This is a genomic window from Photobacterium sp. (genome assembly GCF_033720175.1).
GTDB lineage: Bacteria > Pseudomonadota > Gammaproteobacteria > Enterobacterales > Vibrionaceae > Photobacterium.
In genome coordinates, this window is record NZ_JAWWDA010000013.1 from 60,217 (window position 1) to 85,434 (window position 25,218).

Here is a 25,218-nt window from a genome sequence, read left to right on the forward strand (position 1 = left end):
TTACGCCTCCTCTGCCAAATGCTGACATTCAGCAAGTAAATCAGTGACAACAACACCCGCGATATAACGCTTGTATTCCACACTTCCTCTTATATCGGCTTCCGGGTAGATGGCATCAGCCACAGCTTGTTCCAGTAACTCGCCTTTTAAGTCCTGACTCTCAACATCACGTAACCGAACCGGTGTCGGAGCGACGCCTTCCAGCGCAATAATCTTCTCTCCATTTTTCGCTACCGACACAGCAGCCGTTACAATGGAAAGTCCTGCGGCCGAGCGAGTAATGTTATAACCCAAACACATTAAATTAACGTTGGGGATAATCACTTTAGTAATTAATCCGCGCTTATCGCTGGCGATATATTCTTCAATATCCATTTCACCTGATTCAGCCAGTTCGAGTTTGGCTTTCAGTGCGATTAAGCTGGGTAGCAGTAATGCTTCATCCTGTACCGCCGCAATTTCACCACCGATGGTGGCCTGATTGCGCACATGACGAGAATAAATAAAGCCCGCTGCTTGTTTTAAGGCAACGGGTATTAGCTCACTATCAATCATGGTCTGAAGACGGCACATTGCACCGATGTGAAGCGCTTCACCCTGTTGCTCAATCTTATCTAACGCCAGATTGGTAAGAGAGATGGCAACTGTCTTTTCGGTTTTTGTTGGCGCGGCGTTTAGTTTTGATCCTCCGGCAAAATAGGTTGCAGCACCAAGGTGCTGCTGCATCAATTCGATTGCTTGCGCGGTAGTGTCAGGCTTCAAGTAGTGTTCAATCATTTTTCTTACCTTCATTGAATTCTGATTATTGTTAAAATTTTCATATCAATCGGAATAAGGAGTGATAAATAGGCGAAAGTTTCAATCTCTTACTTAAACCCATCGTATTTGAAAGGTAAAAAGGCAACTATTAAGCCAAACTTGAAAAAGCCCCAAATAAGAAATGATATTCGTGAGCGTGGTCAGAATTCAGGCGTGATTTGAGAGGTGCGTCAAGCTTCATAAACAGTGTTAGAGCGGTGTCAGATTTCCGAATATGGCGGTAAATAAGATTAATTATCAATACCCTGTTATTCCCTATCAAAATAATAACTTTGCTATCAAATTGATAGTGATAGTACTGATAGTGCTAGCGGAAAGACTCATTGATTTTAACGCGACAAATAACAGATTCAAAAAAGGGTATTAATTAAATTAATACCCTAAATACAATTGGACAATAATAGCCCAGCAATGACTACGCGGTGCTGACTTGTGTTAACCAGCGCCTTAATAGATTGAGAGAAGTACGATGACGATACAGAGCAGTTGAACGCTGATCATCAATCGGGCGAATGATTTTGCTGTACTGCTCCAGAATGTTACCGACGAACAACGGCTCACCAAGCATCGAAACTGGCTGACCAATGATCAACTGTTCTAACTCACGGCTTCTCACTACTTTAGGACCCACCGCGCCAAAGGCAACACGCCAGTCAACAACCTGCCCGTCAGCCACTTTAGCAAGGCCGGCGACCGACAGTTTGGTTAAGGCATTCGCCGCCCGGGTTCCGACCTTGTGATAGAACACTATCGGTAAGTCGGATTGCGGTACGTTGATATGGCTTAAAATTTCATCATCTTGTAGCACTGTTTTACCCGGGCCGGTAATGAAATCGGCAATGGCCATTTCACGCTGACCACGCAGTGAAGACAACACCACAGTCGCATTTAACAGGCATAGCGCCGGCAATGAGTCAGCGGCGGGCGACGCATTGCAAATATTCCCCGCCATGGTTGCCCGGTTTCGTAATGCTGGCGCAGCAATATTCGCCACCCCCTGACGCACGATATCCGGTACCAGAGGATCTTGTTCGATATCCGCCAGGCTGCACTCTGCACCAATAGAGATCCCATTTTCGATCGGAGCGATCTGCTTCAGCTCTTCAATCGCATCAAGAAACACCACATCCTGCTTAAAAACAGGTGTCAGACCTGATCGTACCGCATGCTGGACCATCAAATCAGTGCCGCCGGAAAATAAGGTATGCTTCCCCACCGCTATCCAATCAAGAGCCTGCGCTAAAGTATCAGGACGATAAACCGCTACCATAATCCTTCTCCTTTGGTTGCCGCGATACGGGCCGCATCGACAATCATGCCGTAACCGGTACAACGGCACAGGTTCCCGGAAATGGCAGTACGTATCTGATTCTCGTTCGGATTACTGTTTTGCTCCAGCAGAGCATAAAGCGCCAACACCATTCCCGGGGTACAAAAACCGCACTGAACGCCCTTGGCTTCAAGTAACGCATCAATCACACACTGGCCTTTCTCGGTCTGTTTCAGACCTTCCAATGTCATTATGTTCGCGCCTTCGGCCTGAGCAATCGGAAACATACAGGCATTTACCAGCCGCTCATTAAACAGCACGGAGCAGGCACCGCACTCACCTTCACCGCAACCTTCTTTGGTTGCCGTTTTAATCAGGTTACCCCGTAACGTAACCAGCAGCGATTGCATTGGATCGACATCGACAGCGACCTGTTCACCGTTAAGAACAAACTCAATTTTCATACTGTGCTCCATGCTCATCGCCATAAAGGGCTTCGCACACTTTTTCAGGTGTCACCGGAATTGAAGACAGCGGCTTGCCAATGGCGGATTCAACTGCCGCAGCGAAAGCGGCGGCTCCACCATTATGCGTCAGCTCACCCCCTCCTTTTGCGCCATTTGGCCCGTACGGATAAGGGTTATCAACTAATTCACTTTGGATCATCGGTACATCAAGAGCGGTCGGGATCACGTAATCTGCCATGGTTTTCTGAGCAAACACGCCATCAGCGTTCAGTTCCATTTTTTCGCAACTACCGTAACCCAGGGCTTGCACCAATCCGCCATCAATCTGGCCTTTAAACACCCGCTCATCAATCGCTTTACCAATGTCATAAACTGCCGAGGCGCCGATAATAGCCGATTCGCCGGTTGCCATATCGACTTCCACTTCCACCACGTTGATACCATAACTGGTTGCCTGATAGGCATTGCCTTGATACGTACTCTGATCCCATACGTGATAGTCAGGCTTGCGGTAGATTTCCTCGATTTCCTGATGCTCGCCGTCAATCCATCGGGACTGCATTTTTTGCGCCGCCTTCTCTAGCAAATAACCCACAATCAAAATAGATCGGGAAGCCACGGTCGGGCCAGAATCAGGGACAACACCGGTATCAGGCACTGCCAGGTGAATGTCATCGAGCGGCTTATTAAGCGTTTCGGCTACAATTTTACGGAATGTCAGGCTGAGCCCCTGACCAATATCGGTGTTCGACGCCAGAATTTGCAGCTGGCCGTTGGCTAACTTGATCAGGCGAACCTTCGCCCGCACTAACGTATCTTCCAGGTCACCGGCAAAACCACAGCCGTGCTGAAAGATTGCCAGCCCGATACCTTTACGCTTCATACTATCGGCTGGCTGAGCGGCAATTTCGTCGTTCTTGTTACGATAATCAGACAGGCTAAGTGCCCGCTCCAACATTTTTTCTAACACCAGATCGCCAAAAATCGCAGCGCCCGTTAACGTGGTTGATTCAGTGGTTAAGAGATGACGTTGCTTAAATTCAACCGGATCTTGCTTTAGACGCTTAGCAACATGGTTGATGTGGGTTTCCATACAAAAGCAGGTTTGCGGCGAGCCGAAGCCACGGAATGCACCGGTAGGGACAGTATTCGTTACCCATGCATGGCCCTCAACGCGAACATTCGGAATATCATAGACATTGGTTGCGGTTGTGATTGAACGCTGCAGTACGATACCAGACAAGCTCAGATAAGCACCTGAATTAACATCAAACTGGATATCCATCGCGACAATCTTACCGTGTTTATCGATTCCGGTGCGATAACGGAACTCGGCGGGATGACGCTTCGAGGTGAAGGCTATATCTTCACTGCGTTCAAGTACGATACGTACCGGACGCTGCAATTTTTCGACCGCAACCGCCAGCGGACCTGCCAGCACATCCGGATAATCTTCTTTACCACCGAATCCGCCACCAGTCGGACACTGGATCGCTCGTACATGATCGTGACCGAGCACCACACCCATGCAATGGTGAACGTACCATGGGCATTGCATCGAACCTTCGATCACTATTTTTCCATCTTTGGGGTAGCCAACCACTCCCTGGGTTTCGAGATAAATATGCTCCTGATAACCGGTACTGCAGGTCTCTTCAATGATAGTGACTGCCTGGGCAAATCCTGCGTCGATATCGCCTTTGGTTAAGGCATGGGTATCAAGAATATTATTTGTGCAGTGGATCGGACCATCAATCATCGCCTGGGACTGAGCAACCGTATAAGCGGGTGTCAGCGGTTGATATTCGATGGATATCTGCTGGATCAGTTGCTCAAGCACATCGGGGTTTTCACCGACCAGCAAAAACACCACCTGACCCACATAACGGACTTCATTCTCAGCAAAGGCTGGCCAATCAATTTCGACGATTGGCAGCACATTTTGCCCGGGAACATCTTTGGCTCCAAACAGATGATAACCTTCGGGCAACGCCGGTATATGTACGGATTTGATCACGCCTCTAGGGCAAGAAGAGCGGTAGAACCGCCCTTCTAATAGTCCCTCGAAATGGCGATCGGCAATATACTTTGCATTTCCTGTGGCTTCTGCCCACTTGAATTTAGTATTGACCGTTTCCATATCGGGATCTCACCTTAGTTTAATTGATCCATCGTTTTCCATAAACGCTGCGCGACTTTGCTTGCTTCGGCATAGATTGGCGCAATATCGAATGGGAAGGCGCGGTCTTCTAACACAAAGCGTCCTTCAACCATTACGCTATTGACGTTACCGGCATTGATACCAAAGGCGATATGACCCGGCAGGTTATCGGCGACAAACGGCGTTGGGCTGGTGTAATCCAGAATCGTGAGATCGGCCTTATTGCCTGCCTCTAAGCGACCGAACTTCGCCCCGAAGTTACGCGCCAGTATTTCATTTCCGTTCCACAGATTACGCAAGAAGCTATCTGGCCATAACGGACCGCCCGCATCACGGTGCTTGAAGAAGGCAAATTTTAGCTCTTCAAACATATCCGCACCGATACCGTCTGTACCCAGAGCCACGTTCTTGAAGCGTGTCAGTTTATGGTTATAGCCCACGTTGTTGTTCATATTTGAACGGGCATTGTGGACTAAGAAGCCATCTTTTGCGTTAAGGATATCGATATCGCGATCCGATAAGAACAAGCCATGCGCCAGTAAGGTTTTTTCGTTGATCAGACCGAAGCTATCCAAGCGTTCAACAATGTCCTGACTGTAATGATGGTGGCTATGAGTAACGTCATATCTGTCTTCAGCGACATGCACATGAATACCGCGTCCGGTTGCCTGCACAGCTTCCGCCATCATCGACAAACCGTCATTGGTCACAGTAAACGGAGCATGAGCACCGATGTGGGACTCAACCAGATAAGGTTCGTCACCTTGGGCCTTGGCACTGTCGATCAGCTGAGCAAACGCAATGTTCTCTTCAACCCCGGCCGCCATCTCTTTCATACCGCCATTGCGGTCGGTAGTTTCAAAACAGGTCATGCCGCGCAACCCTGCCTTTAAGAACCCTTTACGCAAGGTGTTCAATGAACCGGCAATATAGTTCGGTGACGCATGGTGATCAATCACCGATGTACAGCCGTTTTTAATCGCTTCCAGTGAACAAATCAAGCCGCTGTAATATACCGCTTCCTCATCCAGGGCACGGTCCATTCGCCACCACAGATTCTTCAGGATGGAGATAAAGTCAGGACTTGGCTTAATATCAGCCATCACGCCGCGAGCCAGGCCTGAATAGAAGTGATTGTGCGAGCACACAATACCCGGCATGACTAATTTACCCTTCATATCCTTGGCGATGGCATCTGGGTACTTCGCCGCCAGATTGGCACCAATTTCTATAATCGTGCTGCCATTAATCGCGATATCCACCCCTTCTTTAATGAAAGCGGGTTCAAATTGCACGGCCGTTGCATTTTTAAGTAATAACATTCCCTTACTCCTCACCTAAACATCCACTTTGCCAAGAAGGTAGTGATGGTTTGCATGCACATAGCTGATGATAGTTGCCTCATCGGCCAACGCCTCTGGCATATCAAGTTCACTCTTTTCGTTAATACTGAAGGTATAGATTTCACCTTGACTGCGCACTAACACCTCTGAACCTTCGATGTAGAAGCCGGCGTTGGTGCTATTAGTAAAGTCACCGCGCAGGTTGAACAGGGTGAACTTATCTTTATAAGGCTTGCTATCCCATGGGCAGAACTGCGCACAGTTACCACATTCATTACAGTAAGCGTCAAGATGCAAGGTCTGATACTGATCTTTAAAGCCAGGAATTGGCAATGAGATATTGGCGCGGTTAGGACACACATCCACACACTTGCTACAGATATATGAACATTCCAGGCAGCGTTTTGCTTCTTGTTCAATGAACGCTTCATGGTCTGCAGCTTCAAGTTCGCTAGCGGCAATCAGTTTGACCTGAATATCCCCTTTACGAGCGTAAACATCATCTGCATGAACCTGAGATTTCACATCGTTTTCTTGTTCGCTCTGTGCTTCGCGAGCCAGAATGGTCGTTGCCGTTTTACGGCCACCAGAGATAGCCGATACGATGGATGACGGACCGGTATTGGCATCCCCCATCAGGAACACGTTTTCAACCGCGGTTTCACACGTTTCGCTATCAACCGCAGGCCAGCCATCGTCACCCATAGGGATACCGATGCGAGTCAGCACATCACGGTTACTTTGCTCACCCACCGCTGTGATTAGGGCGTCGACCTGCAATTCCACAGTCTTATCGGTTGCCACCGGACGGCGACGTCCTTTTTCATCAGGCTCACCTAATTCCATCACACGGGCTGTCAGCTTACCGTCTGCATCGAACTGCTCAGGATTGGTCAGGAACATGAACTGCACGCCATCTTCAACCGCTTCTTCATACTCTTCTTTGTATGCTGGCATTTCAGCAATCGTACGGCGGTATATGATGGTGACTTTTTCCACGCCATCGACTTTCAATGCTGCGCGCGCACTGTCCATCGCGGTATTACCGGCACCGACAACGGCAACATGTTTACCCTGTTTATGTTCACCAAGAGGAAGCTTCTCGCCATCGTTGAAGCTACGCAAAAATTCCAATGATTTGAAGACGTTCGTGTTGTCGCCAGACAGTGAGATTGGATTGCCTTTATCGGCACCTATACCCAGGCAGATATACTTGTAGCCGCTGGATTTTAGTGTATCGACGGTCAGGTTCGGATTGCAGCCATATTCGATATTTACGCCATGTGCTTGAACGAAATCAATATCGTGCTGGATCACCTCAGCCGGAATACGGAACTGAGGAATGATGTTTTTAACCACCCCGCCTGCGTTTTGCTCTTTCTCGAACACGGTTACAGGATGACCCGCACGCGCCATGAAGTAGGCCGCAGACAAGCCAGCAGGGCCAGCACCGATCACCGCAACAGGATGCTTTTCACGGTCTAAATCCGGCTGATGCCATTTCGCTTTATAGCCTTCCCAGCCTTTTGCCAATGCCACTTTCTTCATTTCACGAATGTTCAATGCCCCTTCGTAGTCACGACGGGTACAGTTGTATTGACACTGGTGATCACAAATATGACCGGTAATGGCTGGCAGCGCATTGCGCGAATAAATCACTTCCAAGGCTTCTGTGTACTGATGCTGGCCCATCAGGCGAATGTATTCAGGAATATCCTGACTGATCGGACACGCGGTCACACAAGGGGCAATATAACAGTCAGTCAGTGGCACCGCTTTCTTCACGCTGATCTCTTCCGGACCACGCCATTCTTTCTGGGCGTAATCTGCTACCAGCGATTTCGCCGCTAATGCTTCAAGTTTGACTAAGTCGACTTGCTGCATGTTCCATTCATTACTTGTTTCCAGCTCTTTGGCACAATCAGCCAAACGCAGATAACCACCCGGCTTAAGCAGATCGGTTGCCATCGTAATTGGCCGGATGCCGGTTTCGAAAATCTCTTTAATGTTGAATTTGCTGGCACCACCTGAATAAGAAATCGGTAACATGCCGTTAAATTCACGAGACAGTTCCAGCGCCACATTGATCGATAGCGGGAACAGAGCACGGCCTGACATGTACATTTCTTTGTCAGGTAAGACCCCTTTACGGTTTAGCGTACCCAAGGTATTGGTCAGCTTCACCCCAAAACCAATGCCTCGGGCTTTACCCGAATCCACCAGACGGTGCAGCATGGCCTTGGCATCTTCAATCTGAAGATCATGGCTGAATGATTCTTCGCTAAGCGCAATGTAATCAAACCCGGCATTATCCAGAATGCCGCGCACACGCTCATACCCCAACAGCGTCGGGTTTAATTTAACAAAGGTATTAATACCCTTGTCTTCAATCATATAACGACAGATCGCTTCGATTTCATTTGGCGGGCAACCATGCATGGTGGAAAGCGTCACACCACGCGTCAATTGAGCCGGGATAGAGTCTGCCAAATGTTGCAGGCGCTCTAAACGGTGCTCAAAGCCATAGGTTTTAATGAATTCAGGATCGGCAATAAAAGCTTTCAGTTCAGCAATATAGGCATGGAATTTTTCATGCTTGCTGGAATCAACCATATCGTCGATATACGCCTGCATCGGAGCAGTCTGAATACCGGCCAGATCGTAGCCGACACTCATATTAAAGATGAAAGACTTATCTTCCCCTTCAGTGCGGGGATCAAACACTTCCTCTAGCAAATGCAGCGCAATCCATGCTTTCAGATATTCATCATAAGCCTTGGTAAGCGTGAACTCTGTTGACCATTCAGTATTAAAGCACTCATCTTCGGCATCAATACACGGCTTGGCAATTTCCAGCGTATCCAGCTTCTGAACTGTTTTCAGCTCCATGAAACGGCCACCAGCCAGCCAGGAACAGATGATATTTTGTGCCAGTTGCGTATGAGGTCCGGCGGCTGGGCCTACCGGTGTTTCATAGTGTTCATCCCAAACTTTTAAATCTTTGGTGTTTTCCTTGCGATAAAACTGCTTCGATGGGATCCCGAAAATCGATTGGCTTTCTTTATACTCACTGAAAATTCGGTTGAGTAGCTCGCCAAACGGAACGGGGCGCATGATGTCTCCCATGATAAATCTCCTTGATGCTGTATTTTTCTTGTTTTTTACACAACCAGCACATCAATTTAGTGCAATGCGTAGGGCTCAGATGTAAAAAGTAACAATTCGCTCGTTACCTCGTTTTGAATTCAATTGAGCAACTACTGCGCCAAACTTTAAAAACATTGTAATGAAGACGGAAATTCGTGACCCATGTCGAAAGTCAGGATCATTATGTGAATCAGCTCAAGGTGGGAAATTTATCTAAATAGAACAAAAACAAGTGGTAAATGAGTATGATTATTAATACGGATGAATTACCTATCAAATCAATAAAGATTTATCACTTTGATAATTATTAAGATGATAGTGATAAAGCTAGTGCCACTTCCCCTTCACTTTGATGTAGGTTTCATCGATCTGCCACGATGAGTCTGTGTGGATGAAACGATGGCGTTTGGCGTCATTGTGTTTGCAAGGTCCTTATCTGACGGTTTATGACCGAAAAAATGATTAAAGCCACGTTAATTTTTTAATTAACGTGGCTATGTATATACACGTGTTGTTGCTTCTTACATCAAGAGGCAAGGAGTAATTAAAGCATCATCACTTGAGCAACCAACAGTAGGGAACCAAAGCCAAGTAAGAAAATAACGATAGGAAGCACGAACTTCACCCACTTGTTAAATGGAATATCAAGCATCTGTAGAGTTACTAATACCAGCCCTGTTGGAGCTAAAAATAGCATGGCATACTGACCCCAGTTATATGCTGAAACAACAATATCACGAGGTATGCTCACAGTATCGGCAAGTGGAGCCATGATTGGCATCGCTAATACTGCCAGGCCTGATGAAGATGGAACGACTAATCCAAGAAGGAAGAAGACAAACATTTGAGAAACAGCAAATACACTGCCATGCATGCCTGAAACCAAATCTGAGGCATAAGCTAAGATGGTGTCTGAAATCATTCCTTGTTCAAGAACGATATTTACACCACGAGCCATGCCTATAATTAATGATACCGCGACTAACTCAGATGCCCCTTGGGTAAAGGCTTCTACGGCTTCCTTCTCCTTAAGCCCAGAGATAAATATAATTATAATGGCAATGGTTAGGAAAGATGCTGCCATTTGCGGGAACCACCACCCCCCCATTGAAACCCCCCAAACCATCATGGGGAACGCTATCGCAAATAAAGTTAAAATTATTTTTCGACGTAAGGTGAATGGTACTTTTTCTGCCAGGTTGTTATTTTTCAAAAAACGCTCTTTAAAAGACTCCCTGTCTGAATAAGTATAAGAAAATGAAGGGTCAGCTTTTATTTTCTTACAATACCAGTACAAATAACCTATAACCGTCGTCGTTCCAACAACTAAGCCAAACGTCCTGACGCCTAAGCCTTCTGTAAAGGAAATGCCAGCGGCATTAGATGCAATGACCACCGAGAATGGGTTGATTGTTGAAAATGCCGTACCTATTGACGCGGCAAGGAATATAGCACCAACACAAACGATAGAGTCGAAACCAAGAGCCAGAAAAATCGGAACAAGAATTGGGTAAAAAGCAACCGCTTCTTCTTCCAAGCCACAAGTTGTCCCTCCTAACGCCATAACGATACAGACTAAGGCTACGAATAAAAATTCACGTCCTTTCGTTTTTTCTGACAACGTTATCAGCCCTGCGTTAAATGCTCCGGTTTTATTGATGACTCCAATCATGCCTCCCAAAATCAAGATGAAAACAATAATATCTGCACCTTCAATGGTCCCTTCAACCATACTTACAGCCACATCGCCTAACCCTTTTGGAGACTGTTCTAACTGATGATAAGTCTCAGGTATCGCTATCGGCTTGCGAATTGTGCCATTGACGAACTGATCTATGCTTATATTGATATCAAGCTTTTTTAGTTCATCTTGAGTTGCGGCTACCGTTGTTACATCCCCAAAGGGGCTGACAACCTGTAAGGTGTTTTCATTTGAGTTATAAGATAGTTTTGAGTATGAGCCTGCTGGTACAATCCAGGTAAGGCCAATTGCTACTAACATTATTATGAATAAAATTGTAAAAGCAGTTGGGAATTGAATTGTTTTTTTTGAACTTTCAGCAATTTCCATAAAAACCCCTAAAATGTAGATTTAGTTCTTAAATATATCTAATAATCACCAGTAAAATATTATGTTATCAATTTTAATTATGTCGGTTATATCGCAAATATAGTCAGTGAAATATTATTCACATAGTTCGCGGGTGGAAACTTTCCATTTCCCGATACTTTAATATCAATCATTGATAGAGTGGTCATATTATAATTCGTCGAACTTTTGTGATCGTACAACGTCCGTTTTCATCTTAAACCAGACAGGATTTATATGTTTACATTGCGAATCTTCCCCAAAAAAGTTGGTATATTCCCCCGTGAGTAAAAATGCCACCATAACATCTTTTTAGTCACGAACCGCCTATTGTCAGTATAAAAAACTGTTATTATCTCTTTTCGATCGCGATTTTGGATGGTTCAGCACTGCATCAATAATCTGCAGAGGTGTATTTAGGATACTAACAATTAACGTCATTCCTGAATTCAATTTACAGGCGTTATGAGAGATGAATTAAAATATCTGTTACCCTGTTTTTTAGCCATCATAAATAGTTCATAAGACTGACACAGATTAAAATAAGGGAAAATAAAATCACAGGTGGAAAATATAGAAAATTTGATAAACGCGACATTTATCACACAAATGAAGATGTTGACGAAATATTATTCATGAAATTTATATTCAATCCTAAGTGGTGCATTAAAATATTAATTTTATGTCTCTCTGGCTTCGTCATGATGAACGTAAACCCCTTGTGCGGGAGAGATCCACTTTTATAAATCGTCTCTTCAATAGTGAAGTTGTTTACCAGTAATCATTAAGCCCATCACTGGGTAGAGCTGCTTTATCTGATTATTTGCAACAAGTCCCTCCGGAATACCTAAGCCACTGAAATGAAAAATTAGGCACCGTGCGGTGCCATCTTTTATCTTACATACCGTAGCGAAATGCCTTCCCTGCCGAGATCATATCGCGATATACCGGAGCCAGTGCTTGAGCGTAACTGGCAAGTAATGCCATTGTGTACTGATTGCGCTGATGCATTATTTGGTCGGTGCACTGGTGCTCGGCCGTCAGCAACTCTTCAACATTTCGAAAGATTAGATGATCGGGTAAAAAGCACGCGTGATTGTTCTTGTTGCCAGTCATGCGCAGTTCACTAATCGGATAGACTCCATTTACACTAGCGGACACACTCACCAGTAGCACTGGTTTATGGGCAAGCTCTTCATCTGTTGTCAGCAGCAAAAAGTTCTTAAGCGCTGGAGTCGCCATTCCGTGCCATTCAGGAGTAATCAGAACCACAGCATCCGATTGTTTAAGCATTTCGGCAATTGGCGCCCATTGCAGCCACTCTTCGGTCTGTTGCCAAACACCTTCGTTCCAAAATGGTAAGTTGAGCTGATGCAAGTCCAAAATATTAGCCTTATCGAACAGCTCTAAAGAAAGTGACTCCAAATAGCGAGCTACGTTTAGACTCTGCGAGTTAGTGCGTTGACTGCCAGATACAATTGTAATGTTCATCTTAATTCCTTTTTAAAAAGTGGCACAAAGGTAAGTGATTGGATTTATTTGACGAGGTAGCTACAGTTGGCATAGCCAGAACGATAGCAATTAGGACAAAAGCTGCGCCTAACAGCTGAAGCCATGTCAGGGTTTGATCGAGCACTACGTAACCCAAGATGCATGCAGATACGCTACTGAGAAAGCCGAGAAAAGAAACAGTAATAGGCGGCAGCTTTTCTATCCCGCGAAACCATAAGAAGTAACCTAAAATCGCACCTATAACGCTCAGATACAGGTATCCAATATAGTTTGGCAAACTCAAGTGACTAGGTAGCCCTTCTGCCCATAAAGCGACAGGAAGTAACATGACTCCACCAAAAAACAGCTGCCACCCCGTAAAACCCAGCAACGTAATACCTTTAGGTCTGCCCCATTTTTTCGTCAATACAACACCAGAAGCCATACTCAATGTGCCGACAGAAGCAACCACAAGACCAGTAGTGTTGAGCTGCGCAGAACCATTTATGACCAGTAAAGCTATCCCCACGATCCCAACCACACTTGCCAGAAGTTGAACCGGAGTCAACTCTGAATTGAGCCATTTCCTGCTCAGTAGAATCACGACGACAGGCTGTATAGACATAACCATCGCCGCCATACCACCAGGCAAATAGGTTGCGGCGAAAAATAGGCAGTAGAAAAACAAACCGATATTTAGAAATCCAAGCAGCGCAAGGCGTAGCAGCCAAAGTCCACTTGGAAAAGCCTTGCTAATGAGCACCAATAACACGCCTGCAGGCAAAGCACGAATGGTTGATGCCAGCAACGGACTTTCCGGTGGCAACAACTCTGTAGTAACGATATAAGTACTTCCCCACACAATCGGCGCTATAGCCGTCAAAACGATTGTCTTTATCTGATGTAATCCACTCATGCCACCGCTCCATTAACTCAAACAAATGTATCTTTCAAAAAAGATACTTACCACAAAGTAATAGATATTTGATTTTCGATCAAGTATCTTTTTGATAAGATATTTATGTGGGAGATAAAAATGCCATCGGATAGCGTCGATTCCATTTTGGCTCAGTGGGAAAAAGTCAGACCCGATCTAGACTGCTCTTCAATGGGTGTTGTTGGGCGGCTGCGCCGAACCAGTAATGCTTGGAAAACGAAAATGGATAAGGTGTTCAAAGAACATGGTTTAAGCAGTATCGAGTTTGATATCTTAGCAACAATGCGTCGTAACGATCCATCAGGTATCACGCCGACAGAGCTATACAAAACCTTGATGATCTCTTCGGGCGCGGTCAGTACGCGTATAGAGCAGTTGGTAAAAGAAGGACTGGTAGAGCGAATTTCAAGCGAACAAGACAGACGAAGCTGCAAAGTCACATTGACTAAAAAAGGCATTGAGATTGTTGATACTGCGCTAAACGCCCATGTAGAAAACATGGACAATATGCTGAGTGTATTAACGTCAAAAGAACAAGATCAACTAACCAACCTGCTACGTAAAATATTGATTTATGAATCAAATGGAAAGAATTCGTAAAGTCAGTTGAATAGAAATATTAACGGGGCCAAACTAGCCATTAGTTTGGATATGGCGGGGACTGTTGCTAAAAATTGGGCTTATCGCAAAAAATTCAGCCAAGGCTCAGAATTCCGTCTTTCCCATCGAATCTAAGCAGCAGCATGCCCTCTGAACGGGGCAATAAAGCCACAGAATATGAATGCTGCCAAACAGTCGCCATCTAATAAACCGCCAGACAAGTAGGTTTACTTACTTTCTCACACCTTATCTGGCGGTTATCTGGGATCTCTTTTCGGATTAAAGCAAACCTAACGTGTTCAGATTGATCTTATCGAACGAATCTACCGATTCAGCTTTAAGTAGAGTCAGTATTAAGGTCAGTTTACCTTGAGTTAAAACACACTGATTATTAATAATTTTATTATCGTTTTTTAACATGCCACCACCTAATAAACGATTAGTTCCAATCTCTTGCGTTGGAACTTAACCCTGCACTACTCGATTATATTGGTGATATATGCTTTTTTGGTTTTTGGCGCGTTTGCTAATCACATCTAAAACTGCGAAAAATGGAATGAGAGTGTTGAAAACAACCTCAAATCAAAAGAATACGTTAAATCCTATCAAACCAAAATCAAAGATAAATTTATTCCGCCAGCTCATTCAATCACTGATTAAGGGGCTGGCTGAAATATAATAACAATATCAGGATGTAATCATGGAAAGTACAGCAAACGTCCAAGTTGAACCCAGTATAGATCGATTAAAACAACTGATTCGGTCATTAGGCCCCGGTATTATGATGGCAACCGCCGCCGTTGGTGGTTCTCATCTTGTAGCATCAACCAAATCCGGTGCCATTTATGGTTGGCAGCTTGCCGGCCTGATTTTGCTCGTCAACTTCTTCAAGTACCCATTTTTTCGAGCAGGCGTGCAGTACACCATGGGAACAGGTCAAAGCCTGATCCAAGGTTATAGTCAAATGGGACGTGGTTATTTATGGCTTTTTACTGGCCTTAATGCCATATCTGCCGTGATCAACACCGCGGCGTTACTTTTATTTAGTGCTAGTTTACTTGGGTACTTCCTACCTGTAGAACTGCCGCTGACCACTTTAGCGGGAGTGGTACTGATTGCATGTTTAGCCATTTTGTTTGCCGGTCATTACAAAGCGCTCGATAGCCTGTCAAAAGTGATCATGACGGTTCTTGTGATTGCCACTGTAGGTGCTGTGATCGTTGCTGCGGGTAAAGGCAGCGTTGCACCCGCTGATTTTGAGGCGCCTTCAGCCTGGTCAATTGCTTCAATCGGATTTCTTGTTGTAATGATGGGCTGGATGCCTGCGCCAATCGAGATCTCTTGTTTAACGTCAATGTGGCTTAAGAGTCAGCGTAAAGAACAACCTGTGACGGCCAAATCAGCATTTTTTGATTTTAATGTTGGCTACATCGGAACGGCATTATTGGCTATTGTTTTCTTATCTCTGGGCGCATTGGTACTTCACGGTAACGGTACGGAATTAAAAAGCTCAGGTATTGGATTTTCACACCAACTCGTCAGCATGTACGCATCAACCATTGGTGAATGGTCTCGTTACCTTATCGCCGTTATCGCTTTCTTCTGTATTTTCGGCAGTACGATCACGGTTATTGATGGCTACTCCCGTGCATTGGCAGAAGCACAACTGTTGTTACAGAAGAAAGAACTGGAACAGCGCCGCTACCACCAAGGCTGGATGTTGTTAGTCGGTAGTGTTGCAATGGGGATCCTGCTGTTCTTTACCTCGGCATTAATGCCAATGCTCGATTTCGCTATGATCATGGCGTTCATGACAACGCCTATCTTTGCCTTGTTGAACTACCGATTAGTAATGAAAGCGGATCTGCCTAAAGAATTGGCGTTGAGTAAAAGCCTGAGAGTCTTATCTTGGGCCGGGCTGACCTACTTGTTTGGTTTCTTAGCCATCTTCATCTGGTGGAAATGGTTAATGTGATCAGCTTTAACCGATGACACCATAATCCGATCAAAAGCCAGCGACTCCCCCGCTGGCTTTTTTTACTCGGCGGTAATTCATAGCGTTGATACAACGGCTATCAAATTGATAGAAGTGATATCTCAGTTATCAATTTGATACTTATGGTGTGCGCTCTCGCACACAGCCTGATACGCCGCCGGCGTGTCGACATCTAAGTAAATATCTAACTGCTCTAAGCCAAGAAATTTGACCTTATTAGCCATGATAAGCGGCTTCATTTTCCCATCAATTTCTGAGCGTTGAATGACCGGTATGATCGATTTTGGTAACAACACCGGATGTCCCGGCTTCTCTTTGGTACCGGGAAATACCGTGTGCTCTCCACGCTCTGACCAGACTTGCTGATAGATGTCAGCAGACACACACGGCATGTCGCCATGACAAACAAAGAAGTGCTCACTGCGTACTTCACTGACACCAGCCTGAATGGAACTGAACATGCCCTGCGGGTAATCAGAGTTCACAACAACCCTGATTTTTGCACTGTTTTCATACCGTTCAATCAGCTCATTGCCACGATGCCCGACCACCAGAATCACCCGGGAACAAAAGCGAAGTGCATTTTCGATACTCTCGTCAAGGATCGTATGGTGACGGTAAGGTAGCATCATTTTCCAGCTCCCCATTCGGGAAGACAGACCGGCAGCTGGCATCACACAATCTACGTCTTGCTGTTGGTTACTCATTGAATTTCCGTTAATAATTCTAGCTCGTAAGATCTTACTTTGCTTAGTATCAAGTTGAATAACACCGCTAACTATAGTGATCCAGATTAACAGAGCAACACTGCACACTAAAAAATAAGAAGAGAGGCACCATGCGCGGCAGAACCGAACACATCCCACAGCTCCCTATCACTCCTAGCATTTTAGATGCCGCTTTTTCTGCGCCTTTTATCATCTCTCTCGTGGGTGGAGGCGGTAAAACATCCACGGCATTTTGGCTGGCACAAGAATTCAAAAAACGTGGTCATTGTGTACTGGTCACCACCACCACAAAAATGTACTTACCAGCACCAGAACAAGCAGATTATTTTATCTGTGCTGAAAATAATCACCCGGAAAAAAGCCCTGAAACGGCTTTGCTTTCACGCCTGCAAAACCAAGAATCGAAACCCGCTATCACTTTTTGCTATCAAGGTGAAATAGCGCCGAATAATGAAAGTAAAACCGGTGATATCAAAGCGCAGACCAAAGTGTCGGGGATCACACCAAACCTTGTTGAGCAGCTCAAAAACACCTCCCCTTTCACAGTTTTTATTATTGAAGCCGATGGAGCTAAGTGTTTGCCAATTAAGGCTCCTTCCGGGCATGAGCCTTGCATTCCAATTAACTCGGATATGGTGATCGGCGTGACAGGGGCAGAGATTATTCATTCTCGGGCTTGTCCTGAGAGAGTTCACAGATGGAACACGTTCTCTGCACTTACACAATGTTCGGAAGGTGACGCTATCGGTCACCGAATATTGTGTCGATTGATTGAGCACCCACATGGAATGTTTAAGCAGGCTCCAAACCATGCCATCAAGATCTGGTTAGTCAATAAAGTTGATCTTGCGCCGTCGTACTTAAAGCTGACTCAGCTGGCGCAAACGATCATCGCACAAACCCACCAACTTGATGCGATCTGGCTTGCTGCGATGCACGATCTATCGCCGATAAAAGACATTGTAACGAGGAGAAACTCCTGACCTCGTTACGCGATATAGAGGTCAAATTTAATGAATATTTTTGCTCAGGCAGCTCTGTTAGAACAACAAAACATACCTTTTGCGTTTGCTAACATCATCGAGACCCGAGGTTCGGCACCTCGTCATTCAGGACAGATGATTATCAAGGCAGACGGTACCATCACCGGTACGGTCGGTGGTGGCATGATCGAACGCTACGTTATTGAACAGTCACTTGAAGCCCTGCAAGAAAGGAAACCCCGGGTAGTAAAAGGCCGTATGACTCGAACCGGCCCGGAAGCGATGGGCATGGACTGCGGTGGCGCAATGACGGTTTCAATCGATGTTTACGGCCTGCGCCCGGCTCTATTACTAATTGGTGGCGGCCACGTAAACCGTGCCGTTGCCCATGCGGCTCATGTTTTAGGTTTCGATATCAGCGTTGCTGATGCTTACGAAGACAGCCTGGCCGAAGAGCATTTCCCCCCCGGTACCAAACGCATTTTAGGCAAAACGATGGATGATGCCATCGACCAGCTGGATATTAACAAAGAGAGTTTTGTGGTTATTGCAACTAACCACCAGGATCAAGATGCGATTACCAAAGTCGTCGGTTGTGATACCCAATATATCGGCCTGATGGCCAGTCGCCGCAAAGTACAGACATTATTCAATCACTTGCGAAAAAGTAACGTCAGCGAAGCCCATATCCAGGCTATTCACTCGCCGATTGGTTTCAATATTGGCGCAGAAACACCGGAAGAAATTGCCATCAGCATTATGGCTGAAGTCCTCAAAGTGAAACATCAGTCTTCTGGCGGGTTAATGAAAGATGATACCCGCCTCAATCGCAACAAATTGGTAATGATCCGTGGCGCTGGCGATATTGCGACGGGAGTGGCTATTCGCCTGCATAATGCGGGCTTTAAAGTTGTGATGACCGACATTGCCCAACCCACAGTGATTCGTTGCACCGTCGCCTTTGCCCAATGTTTATACGGTGATCCCGTTGAAGTCGAAGGCGTAACAGCCAGAAAAGCCCATAGCAGTGAAGATGCCTTTGCTGCCATTGAACAAGGTCTGATCCCGGTTATTGCTGATGAACAATGCAGCTCGCTTGCCAGCTTAGCACCGACCTTCCTTGTCGACGCCATTCTTGCCAAGCGCAACCTGGGCACAACCCAAAATATGGCTCCGATCACCATTGCTTTAGGTCCGGGCTTTAATGCTGGCATCGATTGCGATGCGGTCATTGAAACCAACCGCGGCCATCATTTGGGCCGGATCATCTATCAGGGGGAAACCCAGCCAAATACCGGGGTTCCCGGCAACATCGCCGGCTATACCCACCAGCGAGTTCTGCGCGCCCCTTGCCAGGGAATTATGCACAACCATGTCAAACTCGGCGATATTGTCGAAGAAGGGGATGTGATCGCCCATGTTGGCGACAGCCAGATTGTTGCACCGTTGAACGGCATGGTACGCGGACTGCTCAACGACGGATTAAGCGTTACTGAAGGATTTAAAATCGGCGATATTGATCCCCGCGGCATAGAGGCCGACTATACAACCGTTTCAGATAAAGCTCGTGCCATTGGCGGCAGCGTTCTCGAAGCGATGCTGTACCTGGAGCAAACTACATTGAATTAACGTCTTGCAGAAGAAAGCCCGTGCAGGGCTTTCTCTCTGACGCAGATTAAAATCAACGTCAACGTCACGGAAAGAGAGTATTGCTATGAAAACAAGAGGATACGTTCATCAGTTCATCACCAGCTTTATTTTCATGTCGGCAGCAGCGATTGCGCTAAAAGGCTTCTTTGCCCCCGAAAACACGGCGCTGCTGTTGCTCGATACCGGCTTACTCTCCGCTATGTATGTTGACCCCATAGCCTTCGCATTACCACTTGCGCTCTCGATTTGTGCAATGCTCGCTTTTTATGAGCTAGTAAGTCTAGTGCCTGTTGTTGCCTGTTTTGCGTTGTACACCGTACTTTCTGGCATCGCCATCCAGCAAGGCCTCAACATTGATTGCGGTTGTAACCTGCCAGGATCTCTGGAATCAATTGTCTATAGTGAAATCGAACCGCAGTTCTTCATATATCTGATCATTACCCTGATGGCTGGCGCTTTACATCTCTTCAATGCCAGGCGCCCGATACATACGACTGCACATCCAGCCTGATTACATTACTTAACTGAGGATAATAATAATGCTTGTAGATAAAAACCTTTCCCGACCATCACAGCGCGGTTTTTGGCTTAACACCTTTATTCTCGGCGCTGCGCTACTCATCTTTCCCTTGAGTGCATCTGCCGGGTTGTTTGGAAATAAATTTGAGAACGAGGTTAAAACCGAGCAAATCGCAATCAACCTCCATAACGAAACAATGCAAGGCGGTTATCAGTTAATTAATACTGAAAAAGTCAAAGCGCTACTTGATGACAAAAAAGATGTTCTGATCATTGATGCCATGCCATTTAAAGACAGCTATAAAAAGGAACACATTCCTACCGCTCAGCAGTTCTTATTCCCTGTCTCGTCTATGCCTGAATGGAACAACGCTGAAACCAATGGCCAAAGCGAGCAAGACTTCACCCAGATGTTAGGCACTGACAAAGACAAAATGCTGGTGTTCTATTGCGGTTTCGTCAAATGTGGCCGCAGCCATAATGCCGCAACATGGGCCGTTAAGCTGGGCTACAACAATGTATACCGCTATCCTGGCGGCATCTTCGCCTGGAAAGGTGCAGGCTTTAAAACGGCCAGTGTGAAGTAACCAATGAATAAGCTCAATCACATCTCAATAAAAAATAAAATCATCTTCGCGACCTGTATTGCGCTCCTCTTCTCGCTTTCAGCAACAACACTGATAAATAATTATCAGGTCAAACAGTTGATGCTCAAGCAAGTTGAAGAGCAGCAGTTGCCGACGGCTCTTGCTGTTATCCGTGAAGCCATAGAAAGTGATATTAAGCTGCCGGTTCAAGCTGCCAGCCAACTGGCAAACAATGTCTTTATTCAGAACTGGATATTAAACGGTGAATCCGATAGCAGACGAGCCGAAGTCTTAAGCCAGTTAGACTCCCTGGCTAACACGGAAAATGTGAACGGCACCTTCCTGGTGTCGATTAAAGGCTTACATGACTATCGCTCTGGCGAAGGTCTCAGAGGGGCCGTTTCAGTCGATGACCCAGCCTATTCCTGGTTATATAACCAACTCCGTACTGGTGAAGCTGTCAGCCTGACTTTTGATACCGGTCAGGAAGGACAGGAGCGCCTGTTTATCAATAACCTGATCACAAAAAATGGCGAACCGCTCTCGGTTTCCGGGATGGCAATTGATCTCAGTCAGCTATCCGCCATGCTGCGACAATACAAGCTGGGCGAAACAGGTGGCGTCTATCTTGTCTCACAGCAAGGCGAAATCAGAATACAGCCTGAAACAGGCGTCATGAAAAATCAGTTACCCGCCCCTCTGAAAACAGTATTGCTGAATCAGCAAGAGTTCAGCCTTGGTAAACTGAATACCGGTCAAGGTACACACCTTGTTGCCTCAAGTTATTTACCCATAATTGATCTGTATATTGTTGCTGAAATTTCCGAAAACGAGTTATACCGCGCCTTTGACTCCGTCACTGATAAAAACATCCTCATTAACATCGCCCTGGCGGTATTATTCACCCTTCTTGCTGCGCTTTTAGCCGCTAAGATCGTGACTCCGATCCGCAATGTCGCCCATTTAATGCGTGAGATTGGTGAAGGCGAAGGCGACCTCAACCAGAGGCTAGAAATAAAGGGCAATGATGAAATCACTGAGCTTTCGATAGGTTTCAATAGCTTTGTCGAAAAAATACACCACTCGATAAAAGAGGTTTCACAGGTCAGTGCTGAGCTAGTCGCCTCGATTGAAAACACCAAACAGCTTTCTGAAGGTGCGGGACATATAGTAGAGGATCAAAAAGAGCAGACAACCCAAATCGCAACCGCAATTAATGAAATGGGTACTACCATCTCGGAAATGGCGCGTAACGCTTCAATTGCGGCAGACTCAGCGCAGCAAGGCAACAACGAGGTGTCGAACGGCATCGATATTGTCCAAAGCAACATCGAGTCGATGTCGGCGTTATCACGTAATGTGAATTCAGCCTCTTCAGTCATTACCAACCTCGCCCAGCAAACCGATAAAATTGGTGCCATCATCGATGTCATCAATGGTATATCAGAGCAAATCAATCTGCTGGCACTGAACGCTGCGATTGAAGCTGCGCGAGCAGGCGATCAAGGTCGTGGCTTTGCTGTGGTCGCCGATGAAGTCCGCTCTCTGGCACACAGAACAAACCAATCAACGCTTGAAATACAGGAAATGATCACCCAACTGCAGCAAGGCACCAAAGAAGCCGTCAATGTGATGAATGAAGGGAAAAGCAGCAGTAAGTTAAGCCTGGAACTGGCAGGAAATATCGGCAGTTCTTTAGCTGCGATTCAAAAAACCATCGCCACCATCAATGATATTAACACCCAGGTTGCAACCGCGACAGAAGAGCAAAATGCGGTGGTTTCTGATATCGGCCGGAACATAGAGAAAATAAGCGAACAAAGTTATCAAACGTCAGATGCTTCAAGTCAGACAATAGAAGCTTGTCACCAGCTCAATGCATTATCCGGCCGATTAAAAAATCTAATCATCCAGTTTAAGATTTAACCTAACGAATGCTGTTAGTTACAGATAACAAGCTGTTCATCGGTTTCTTCGGCCTTAGAGATACACTTCCAACGTGCGGGCTGTCAGGCGACAGCTCGCAAACTCTCAACAAAATGAGCATTCAGTCACCTATTCGAAAAGCCTCCCTCAGTAAGTTACCGCCGAAATAACTCGACCCGCAGGTGGCTTTCGTCTTCGTATGCGACAACCGATTGGAAATAGCCGCTTTGCTCTATAATGGAAGAAAATAAATCTTTGTGGTCTGAACTGCCGATAAAAAGGATCTGGGTGGATTTAATCATCAGTCCGTCATCATCAAAGCTCGATGTTAAATCTTCATCAACCACACATACCAGCACCTTGCCATATCGAGCCTTCAAGTCGATATCGTGGGCCAGCGAATATTGAACTTTAGTACTAAGCTGAAATTCAATATCCTTGATGAGTCCGACAAAACGATACAGGTCAGTTGAACAAGTGTGCAGCAGGCGCTCTTGTTCACGAACTAAAATGGCTTCCAAATTGCTATCCGGTTGCCGACCGAGCAACAGCCAATTTTTCGTTGACTTCTTGACAGCCCGATATCGATTGGATTTGACTATGGGTTTGAGATACTGAACAAGCAGGTTATTCATCTCAGTTACAGTAAGGCGTTTGTCGAGTTTTTTAAATTCCAGGTGTAGCAAGGCGTGAGTACTAATGTCTAACAGAAGTTGGGATTGGCTCATTCGCGTACCGAGTTGAAACAGGTATTAATGCCAATATCATACTATTACTGTTGTAAAATAATAGTCTTCTTCCCAGATCGAGCATCTTATCGGGCTTTAGGCTAATAATCGTGCAGACTGACAGTGATGCCGGAAGGGAACCTAACTATATCACCATAATCAGGTTCAACTTTTTAAGCTCGGAATAACGTCAAAACATGACTAACTAGTGTTTAAAGGTATTCGTTTCATTTTCGCTGGTTGCAGTGAGATCGCCTGCGGGATTAATCAGGTGAGGCAATATCTTCGTTAAGTTTAGCTCGATATCGTTATCTTCCACAGGACCAATGACCTCGTTATACCACCCAAGCAAGCCAAGTACAGCATAGCCAATTGCATCGTCACTCTCGCGATGCTCAATAATGATCTGTAGAAACCGTAAGATAGCCTTATCATTTGATTTGGCTTGTTTTAGTGTTGTTTGAAAGATATCTGTGGCTTCAGCAATCAAGCCTTCATATTCAGTCTCAATCGCGACTTTAAAAGATCCACCATCAACGGAAATTTTCATATTAATTTAGCCTTTTATTATCATTGGGGGGAATATTAACGAATAAAGTACAATTTGTCGTTGGCCTCTCTCTAAAACACACTCCGAAAGTGGGCTCGTCCTACTCTTCAGCGAGCGATAAAGTTGACAGAACCACCGTATAGAGCTTAACTGGTCTAATGAGTTACTATCAGGAGAAAAAGCAATGGATCGCAGAGTCATTAACGCAAATATCATGCTTAAACATTTTGCAAAGCATCAGGTTCAATTAATTGATTACTGTACGCCCGAGGTTTTGGCGATTGATGACGAGCAGCTATCCCTCAAGTTGCCATTGAATCAAAAGACCCGGAATCACTTAGGCAGCATGTACTTCGGCGCATTAGCCATAGGGGCAGATATTGCCGCTGGCCTGATGGCAATGGAACTCGCCAGCAATTCTGGACTTAATGTGTCCCTTGCCTTTAAATCCGTCCAAGGTGATTTTCATCGCCGACCAGAAGATGATGTCATCTTCCATTGTCATCAAGGGAAAGACATTAGAGAGATGCTGGAGATGAGTAATCAGACGGGTGAGCGGATCAACAAACCGATCACCGTTACGGCAACGTGCCCAACCAAAGACGGTGCACAACCGGTCGCAACTTTTATCCTGACGTTGTCACTCAAGATTGTCCCGTCCTCTGTTGCTTCACCCACCGAGATAACCTCCTGAAATGCATGTTTTGAAGGCGACATTCTGTCGCCTGATGACATGATTGCATTTAAGCAGAAACACTTGCGGCCTAAAGTCTGGCAGCCATCAATTGATGGATAAGATTAATCGCCTTAAGCGGCCGCAGCATCACCTTGAAGTCAATAATCTTACCACTGTCATCCCAGCGGATCATATCTACCCCATTGACAACAATTCCGTCTATTTCAACGCTAAATTCCAATACCGCATCACGATCATTCACAATTTCACGCTCGTACCTGAATGTCTCGTTGAAAAGCACCCCAAACGCAGCTGTCAGGTATTGCAAAGTGATTGCCCTTCCCTTCTGAGGTGTATATGCCACAGGAGAATGAAAGGTGACATCATCAGCGAGCAGCTCATTTAATGCCGACATATCCCTTGACTCGACAACCTGATGCCAAGTATCAATTACTTTCGTATCCATTAACAAATTTCCTATTGCTGGAGAAACAGAAGAACTAAACTATACTTCATAAATACAAATCTAAGCTTATGACATAAAAGCATTT

General features: G+C 45.6%; 21 protein-coding genes and 2 pseudogenes. 9 read left to right on the plus strand and 14 right to left on the minus strand.

Annotated features, from left to right (window positions below):
• The 8 genes and pseudogenes from ygfM to R3289_RS14685 form a co-directional block, all read right to left on the minus strand.
• Window positions 1–777 (minus strand): molybdopterin-dependent oxidoreductase FAD-binding subunit, encoded by a 777-nt coding sequence (gene ygfM, locus R3289_RS14650; RefSeq protein WP_318926431.1) that lies wholly within the window; start codon window positions 775–777, stop codon window positions 1–3.
• A 457-nt stretch (window positions 778–1,234) separates the two neighbouring features.
• The gene (locus tag R3289_RS14655; protein WP_318926432.1) at window positions 1,235–2,089 is read right to left on the minus strand and encodes an FAD binding domain-containing protein; all 855 of its coding nucleotides are present in this window, start codon (window positions 2,087–2,089) and stop codon (window positions 1,235–1,237) included.
• Window positions 2,083–2,553: a (2Fe-2S)-binding protein gene (locus R3289_RS14660; protein WP_318926433.1), complete on the minus strand. Its 471-nt coding sequence runs from the start codon at window positions 2,551–2,553 to the stop codon at window positions 2,083–2,085. The genes R3289_RS14655 and R3289_RS14660 overlap by 7 nt, the downstream gene beginning before the upstream one ends.
• On the minus strand, window positions 2,543–4,696 hold the full coding sequence (locus tag R3289_RS14665; RefSeq protein WP_318926434.1) for a xanthine dehydrogenase family protein molybdopterin-binding subunit: 2,154 nt from the start codon (window positions 4,694–4,696) through the stop codon (window positions 2,543–2,545). The genes R3289_RS14660 and R3289_RS14665 overlap by 11 nt, the downstream gene beginning before the upstream one ends.
• Window positions 4,697–4,710: 14 nt before the next feature.
• Window positions 4,711–6,039, minus strand: coding sequence for a putative aminohydrolase SsnA (gene ssnA / locus R3289_RS14670; RefSeq protein WP_318926435.1), 1,329 nt, complete (start codon window positions 6,037–6,039; stop codon window positions 4,711–4,713).
• Window positions 6,040–6,054: 15 nt separating this feature from the next.
• Window positions 6,055–9,186: a putative selenate reductase subunit YgfK gene (gene ygfK, locus R3289_RS14675; protein WP_318926436.1), complete on the minus strand. Its 3,132-nt coding sequence runs from the start codon at window positions 9,184–9,186 to the stop codon at window positions 6,055–6,057.
• A 351-nt stretch (window positions 9,187–9,537) separates the two neighbouring features.
• Window positions 9,538–9,612: pseudogene (locus tag R3289_RS14680) on the minus strand (IS6 family transposase); the annotation flags it as partial.
• Window positions 9,613–9,751: 139 nt separating this feature from the next.
• A complete protein-coding gene (locus R3289_RS14685; RefSeq protein ID WP_318926437.1) occupies window positions 9,752–11,278 on the minus strand; it encodes a YfcC family protein in 1,527 nt (508 codons plus the stop codon).
• A 709-nt stretch (window positions 11,279–11,987) separates the two neighbouring features.
• On the opposite strand from R3289_RS14685, the pseudogene R3289_RS14690 reads away from it, so the two are divergent.
• Window positions 11,988–12,077: pseudogene (locus R3289_RS14690) on the plus strand (IS6 family transposase); the annotation flags it as partial.
• A gap of 116 nt (window positions 12,078–12,193) precedes the next feature.
• Here R3289_RS14690 and R3289_RS14695 read toward each other — a convergent pair.
• Both R3289_RS14695 and R3289_RS14700 read right to left on the minus strand, forming a co-directional pair.
• Window positions 12,194–12,787, minus strand: coding sequence for an NAD(P)H-dependent oxidoreductase (locus R3289_RS14695; protein WP_318926438.1), 594 nt, complete (start codon window positions 12,785–12,787; stop codon window positions 12,194–12,196).
• Window position 12,788: 1 nt separating this feature from the next.
• Entirely contained in the window at window positions 12,789–13,703 is a 915-nt protein-coding gene (locus R3289_RS14700) for an EamA family transporter (protein WP_318926439.1), read from the minus strand.
• 120 nt (window positions 13,704–13,823) lie between these two features.
• Here R3289_RS14700 and R3289_RS14705 point away from each other — a divergent pair, with 120 nt between their 5' ends.
• Both R3289_RS14705 and R3289_RS14710 read left to right on the plus strand, forming a co-directional pair.
• Window positions 13,824–14,324: a MarR family transcriptional regulator gene (locus tag R3289_RS14705; protein WP_318926440.1), complete on the plus strand. Its 501-nt coding sequence runs from the start codon at window positions 13,824–13,826 to the stop codon at window positions 14,322–14,324.
• A gap of 700 nt (window positions 14,325–15,024) precedes the next feature.
• Window positions 15,025–16,299, plus strand: a complete 1,275-nt coding sequence (locus R3289_RS14710) for a divalent metal cation transporter (protein ID WP_318926441.1) — start codon at window positions 15,025–15,027, stop codon at window positions 16,297–16,299.
• Window positions 16,300–16,421: 122 nt separating this feature from the next.
• On the opposite strand, the gene mocA is transcribed toward R3289_RS14710, so the two are convergent.
• A complete protein-coding gene (mocA, locus tag R3289_RS14715) occupies window positions 16,422–17,027 on the minus strand; it encodes a molybdenum cofactor cytidylyltransferase (RefSeq protein WP_318926442.1) in 606 nt (201 codons plus the stop codon).
• 131 nt (window positions 17,028–17,158) lie between these two features.
• Here mocA and yqeC point away from each other — a divergent pair, with 131 nt between their 5' ends.
• The 5 genes from yqeC to R3289_RS14740 all read left to right on the plus strand — a co-directional run bounded on the left by yqeC (window position 17,159) and on the right by R3289_RS14740 (window position 22,713).
• Window positions 17,159–18,031, plus strand: coding sequence for a selenium cofactor biosynthesis protein YqeC (gene yqeC, locus R3289_RS14720; protein ID WP_318926443.1), 873 nt, complete (start codon window positions 17,159–17,161; stop codon window positions 18,029–18,031).
• Window positions 18,032–18,061: 30 nt separating this feature from the next.
• On the plus strand, window positions 18,062–19,660 hold the full coding sequence (yqeB, locus tag R3289_RS14725) for a selenium-dependent molybdenum cofactor biosynthesis protein YqeB (protein WP_318926444.1): 1,599 nt from the start codon (window positions 18,062–18,064) through the stop codon (window positions 19,658–19,660).
• 85 nt (window positions 19,661–19,745) lie between these two features.
• Complete coding sequence (locus R3289_RS14730) at window positions 19,746–20,192, plus strand: MauE/DoxX family redox-associated membrane protein (protein WP_318926445.1); 447 nt, start codon at window positions 19,746–19,748, stop codon at window positions 20,190–20,192.
• A 28-nt stretch (window positions 20,193–20,220) separates the two neighbouring features.
• The gene (locus tag R3289_RS14735) at window positions 20,221–20,787 is read left to right on the plus strand and encodes a rhodanese-like domain-containing protein (RefSeq protein WP_318926446.1); all 567 of its coding nucleotides are present in this window, start codon (window positions 20,221–20,223) and stop codon (window positions 20,785–20,787) included.
• A 3-nt stretch (window positions 20,788–20,790) separates the two neighbouring features.
• The gene (locus R3289_RS14740; RefSeq protein WP_318926447.1) at window positions 20,791–22,713 is read left to right on the plus strand and encodes a methyl-accepting chemotaxis protein; all 1,923 of its coding nucleotides are present in this window, start codon (window positions 20,791–20,793) and stop codon (window positions 22,711–22,713) included.
• Between the two features lie 155 nt (window positions 22,714–22,868).
• On the opposite strand, the gene R3289_RS14745 is transcribed toward R3289_RS14740, so the two are convergent.
• Together R3289_RS14745 and R3289_RS14750 are read right to left on the minus strand one after the other, a co-directional pair.
• The gene (locus R3289_RS14745) at window positions 22,869–23,441 is read right to left on the minus strand and encodes a DUF2913 family protein (protein WP_318926448.1); all 573 of its coding nucleotides are present in this window, start codon (window positions 23,439–23,441) and stop codon (window positions 22,869–22,871) included.
• Window positions 23,442–23,646: 205 nt separating this feature from the next.
• Window positions 23,647–23,991 carry a hypothetical protein gene (locus R3289_RS14750; protein ID WP_318926449.1) on the minus strand — a complete coding sequence of 115 codons (345 nt, stop codon included), beginning with the start codon at window positions 23,989–23,991 and terminating at the stop codon, window positions 23,647–23,649.
• A gap of 184 nt (window positions 23,992–24,175) precedes the next feature.
• Here R3289_RS14750 and R3289_RS14755 point away from each other — a divergent pair, with 184 nt between their 5' ends.
• A complete protein-coding gene (locus R3289_RS14755; protein ID WP_318926450.1) occupies window positions 24,176–24,685 on the plus strand; it encodes a DUF4442 domain-containing protein in 510 nt (169 codons plus the stop codon).
• 70 nt (window positions 24,686–24,755) lie between these two features.
• Here the strand turns inward: R3289_RS14755 and R3289_RS14760 are convergent, their stop codons facing one another.
• Window positions 24,756–25,133 (minus strand): nuclear transport factor 2 family protein, encoded by a 378-nt coding sequence (locus R3289_RS14760; RefSeq protein WP_318926451.1) that lies wholly within the window; start codon window positions 25,131–25,133, stop codon window positions 24,756–24,758.
• Window positions 25,134–25,218: the final 85 nt, after the last annotated feature.

Bases quoted from the DNA above. Each gene is read 5' to 3' on its own strand.
- ygfK (WP_318926436.1), bottom strand. From the start codon at position 9,186: ATGGGAGACATCATGCGCCCCGTTCCGTTTGGCGAGCTACTCAACCGA.
- R3289_RS14700 (WP_318926439.1), bottom strand. From the start codon at position 13,703: ATGAGTGGATTACATCAGATAAAGACAATCGTTTTGACGGCTATAGCG.
- R3289_RS14755 (WP_318926450.1), top strand. From the start codon at position 24,176: ATGGATCGCAGAGTCATTAACGCAAATATCATGCTTAAACATTTTGCA.
- ssnA (WP_318926435.1), bottom strand. From the start codon at position 6,039: ATGTTATTACTTAAAAATGCAACGGCCGTGCAATTTGAACCCGCTTTC.
- R3289_RS14710 (WP_318926441.1), top strand. From the start codon at position 15,025: ATGGAAAGTACAGCAAACGTCCAAGTTGAACCCAGTATAGATCGATTA.
- R3289_RS14660 (WP_318926433.1), bottom strand. From the start codon at position 2,553: ATGAAAATTGAGTTTGTTCTTAACGGTGAACAGGTCGCTGTCGATGTC.
- yqeC (WP_318926443.1), top strand. From the start codon at position 17,159: ATGCGCGGCAGAACCGAACACATCCCACAGCTCCCTATCACTCCTAGC.
- R3289_RS14740 (WP_318926447.1), top strand. From the start codon at position 20,791: ATGAATAAGCTCAATCACATCTCAATAAAAAATAAAATCATCTTCGCG.
- R3289_RS14730 (WP_318926445.1), top strand. From the start codon at position 19,746: ATGAAAACAAGAGGATACGTTCATCAGTTCATCACCAGCTTTATTTTC.
- R3289_RS14750 (WP_318926449.1), bottom strand. From the start codon at position 23,991: ATGAAAATTTCCGTTGATGGTGGATCTTTTAAAGTCGCGATTGAGACT.
- mocA (WP_318926442.1), bottom strand. From the start codon at position 17,027: ATGAGTAACCAACAGCAAGACGTAGATTGTGTGATGCCAGCTGCCGGT.
- ygfM (WP_318926431.1), bottom strand. From the start codon at position 777: ATGATTGAACACTACTTGAAGCCTGACACTACCGCGCAAGCAATCGAA.
- R3289_RS14735 (WP_318926446.1), top strand. From the start codon at position 20,221: ATGCTTGTAGATAAAAACCTTTCCCGACCATCACAGCGCGGTTTTTGG.
- R3289_RS14685 (WP_318926437.1), bottom strand. From the start codon at position 11,278: ATGGAAATTGCTGAAAGTTCAAAAAAAACAATTCAATTCCCAACTGCT.
- R3289_RS14665 (WP_318926434.1), bottom strand. From the start codon at position 4,696: ATGGAAACGGTCAATACTAAATTCAAGTGGGCAGAAGCCACAGGAAAT.
- yqeB (WP_318926444.1), top strand. From the start codon at position 18,062: ATGAATATTTTTGCTCAGGCAGCTCTGTTAGAACAACAAAACATACCT.
- R3289_RS14695 (WP_318926438.1), bottom strand. From the start codon at position 12,787: ATGAACATTACAATTGTATCTGGCAGTCAACGCACTAACTCGCAGAGT.
- R3289_RS14745 (WP_318926448.1), bottom strand. From the start codon at position 23,441: ATGAGCCAATCCCAACTTCTGTTAGACATTAGTACTCACGCCTTGCTA.
- R3289_RS14760 (WP_318926451.1), bottom strand. From the start codon at position 25,133: ATGGATACGAAAGTAATTGATACTTGGCATCAGGTTGTCGAGTCAAGG.
- R3289_RS14705 (WP_318926440.1), top strand. From the start codon at position 13,824: ATGCCATCGGATAGCGTCGATTCCATTTTGGCTCAGTGGGAAAAAGTC.
- R3289_RS14655 (WP_318926432.1), bottom strand. From the start codon at position 2,089: ATGGTAGCGGTTTATCGTCCTGATACTTTAGCGCAGGCTCTTGATTGG.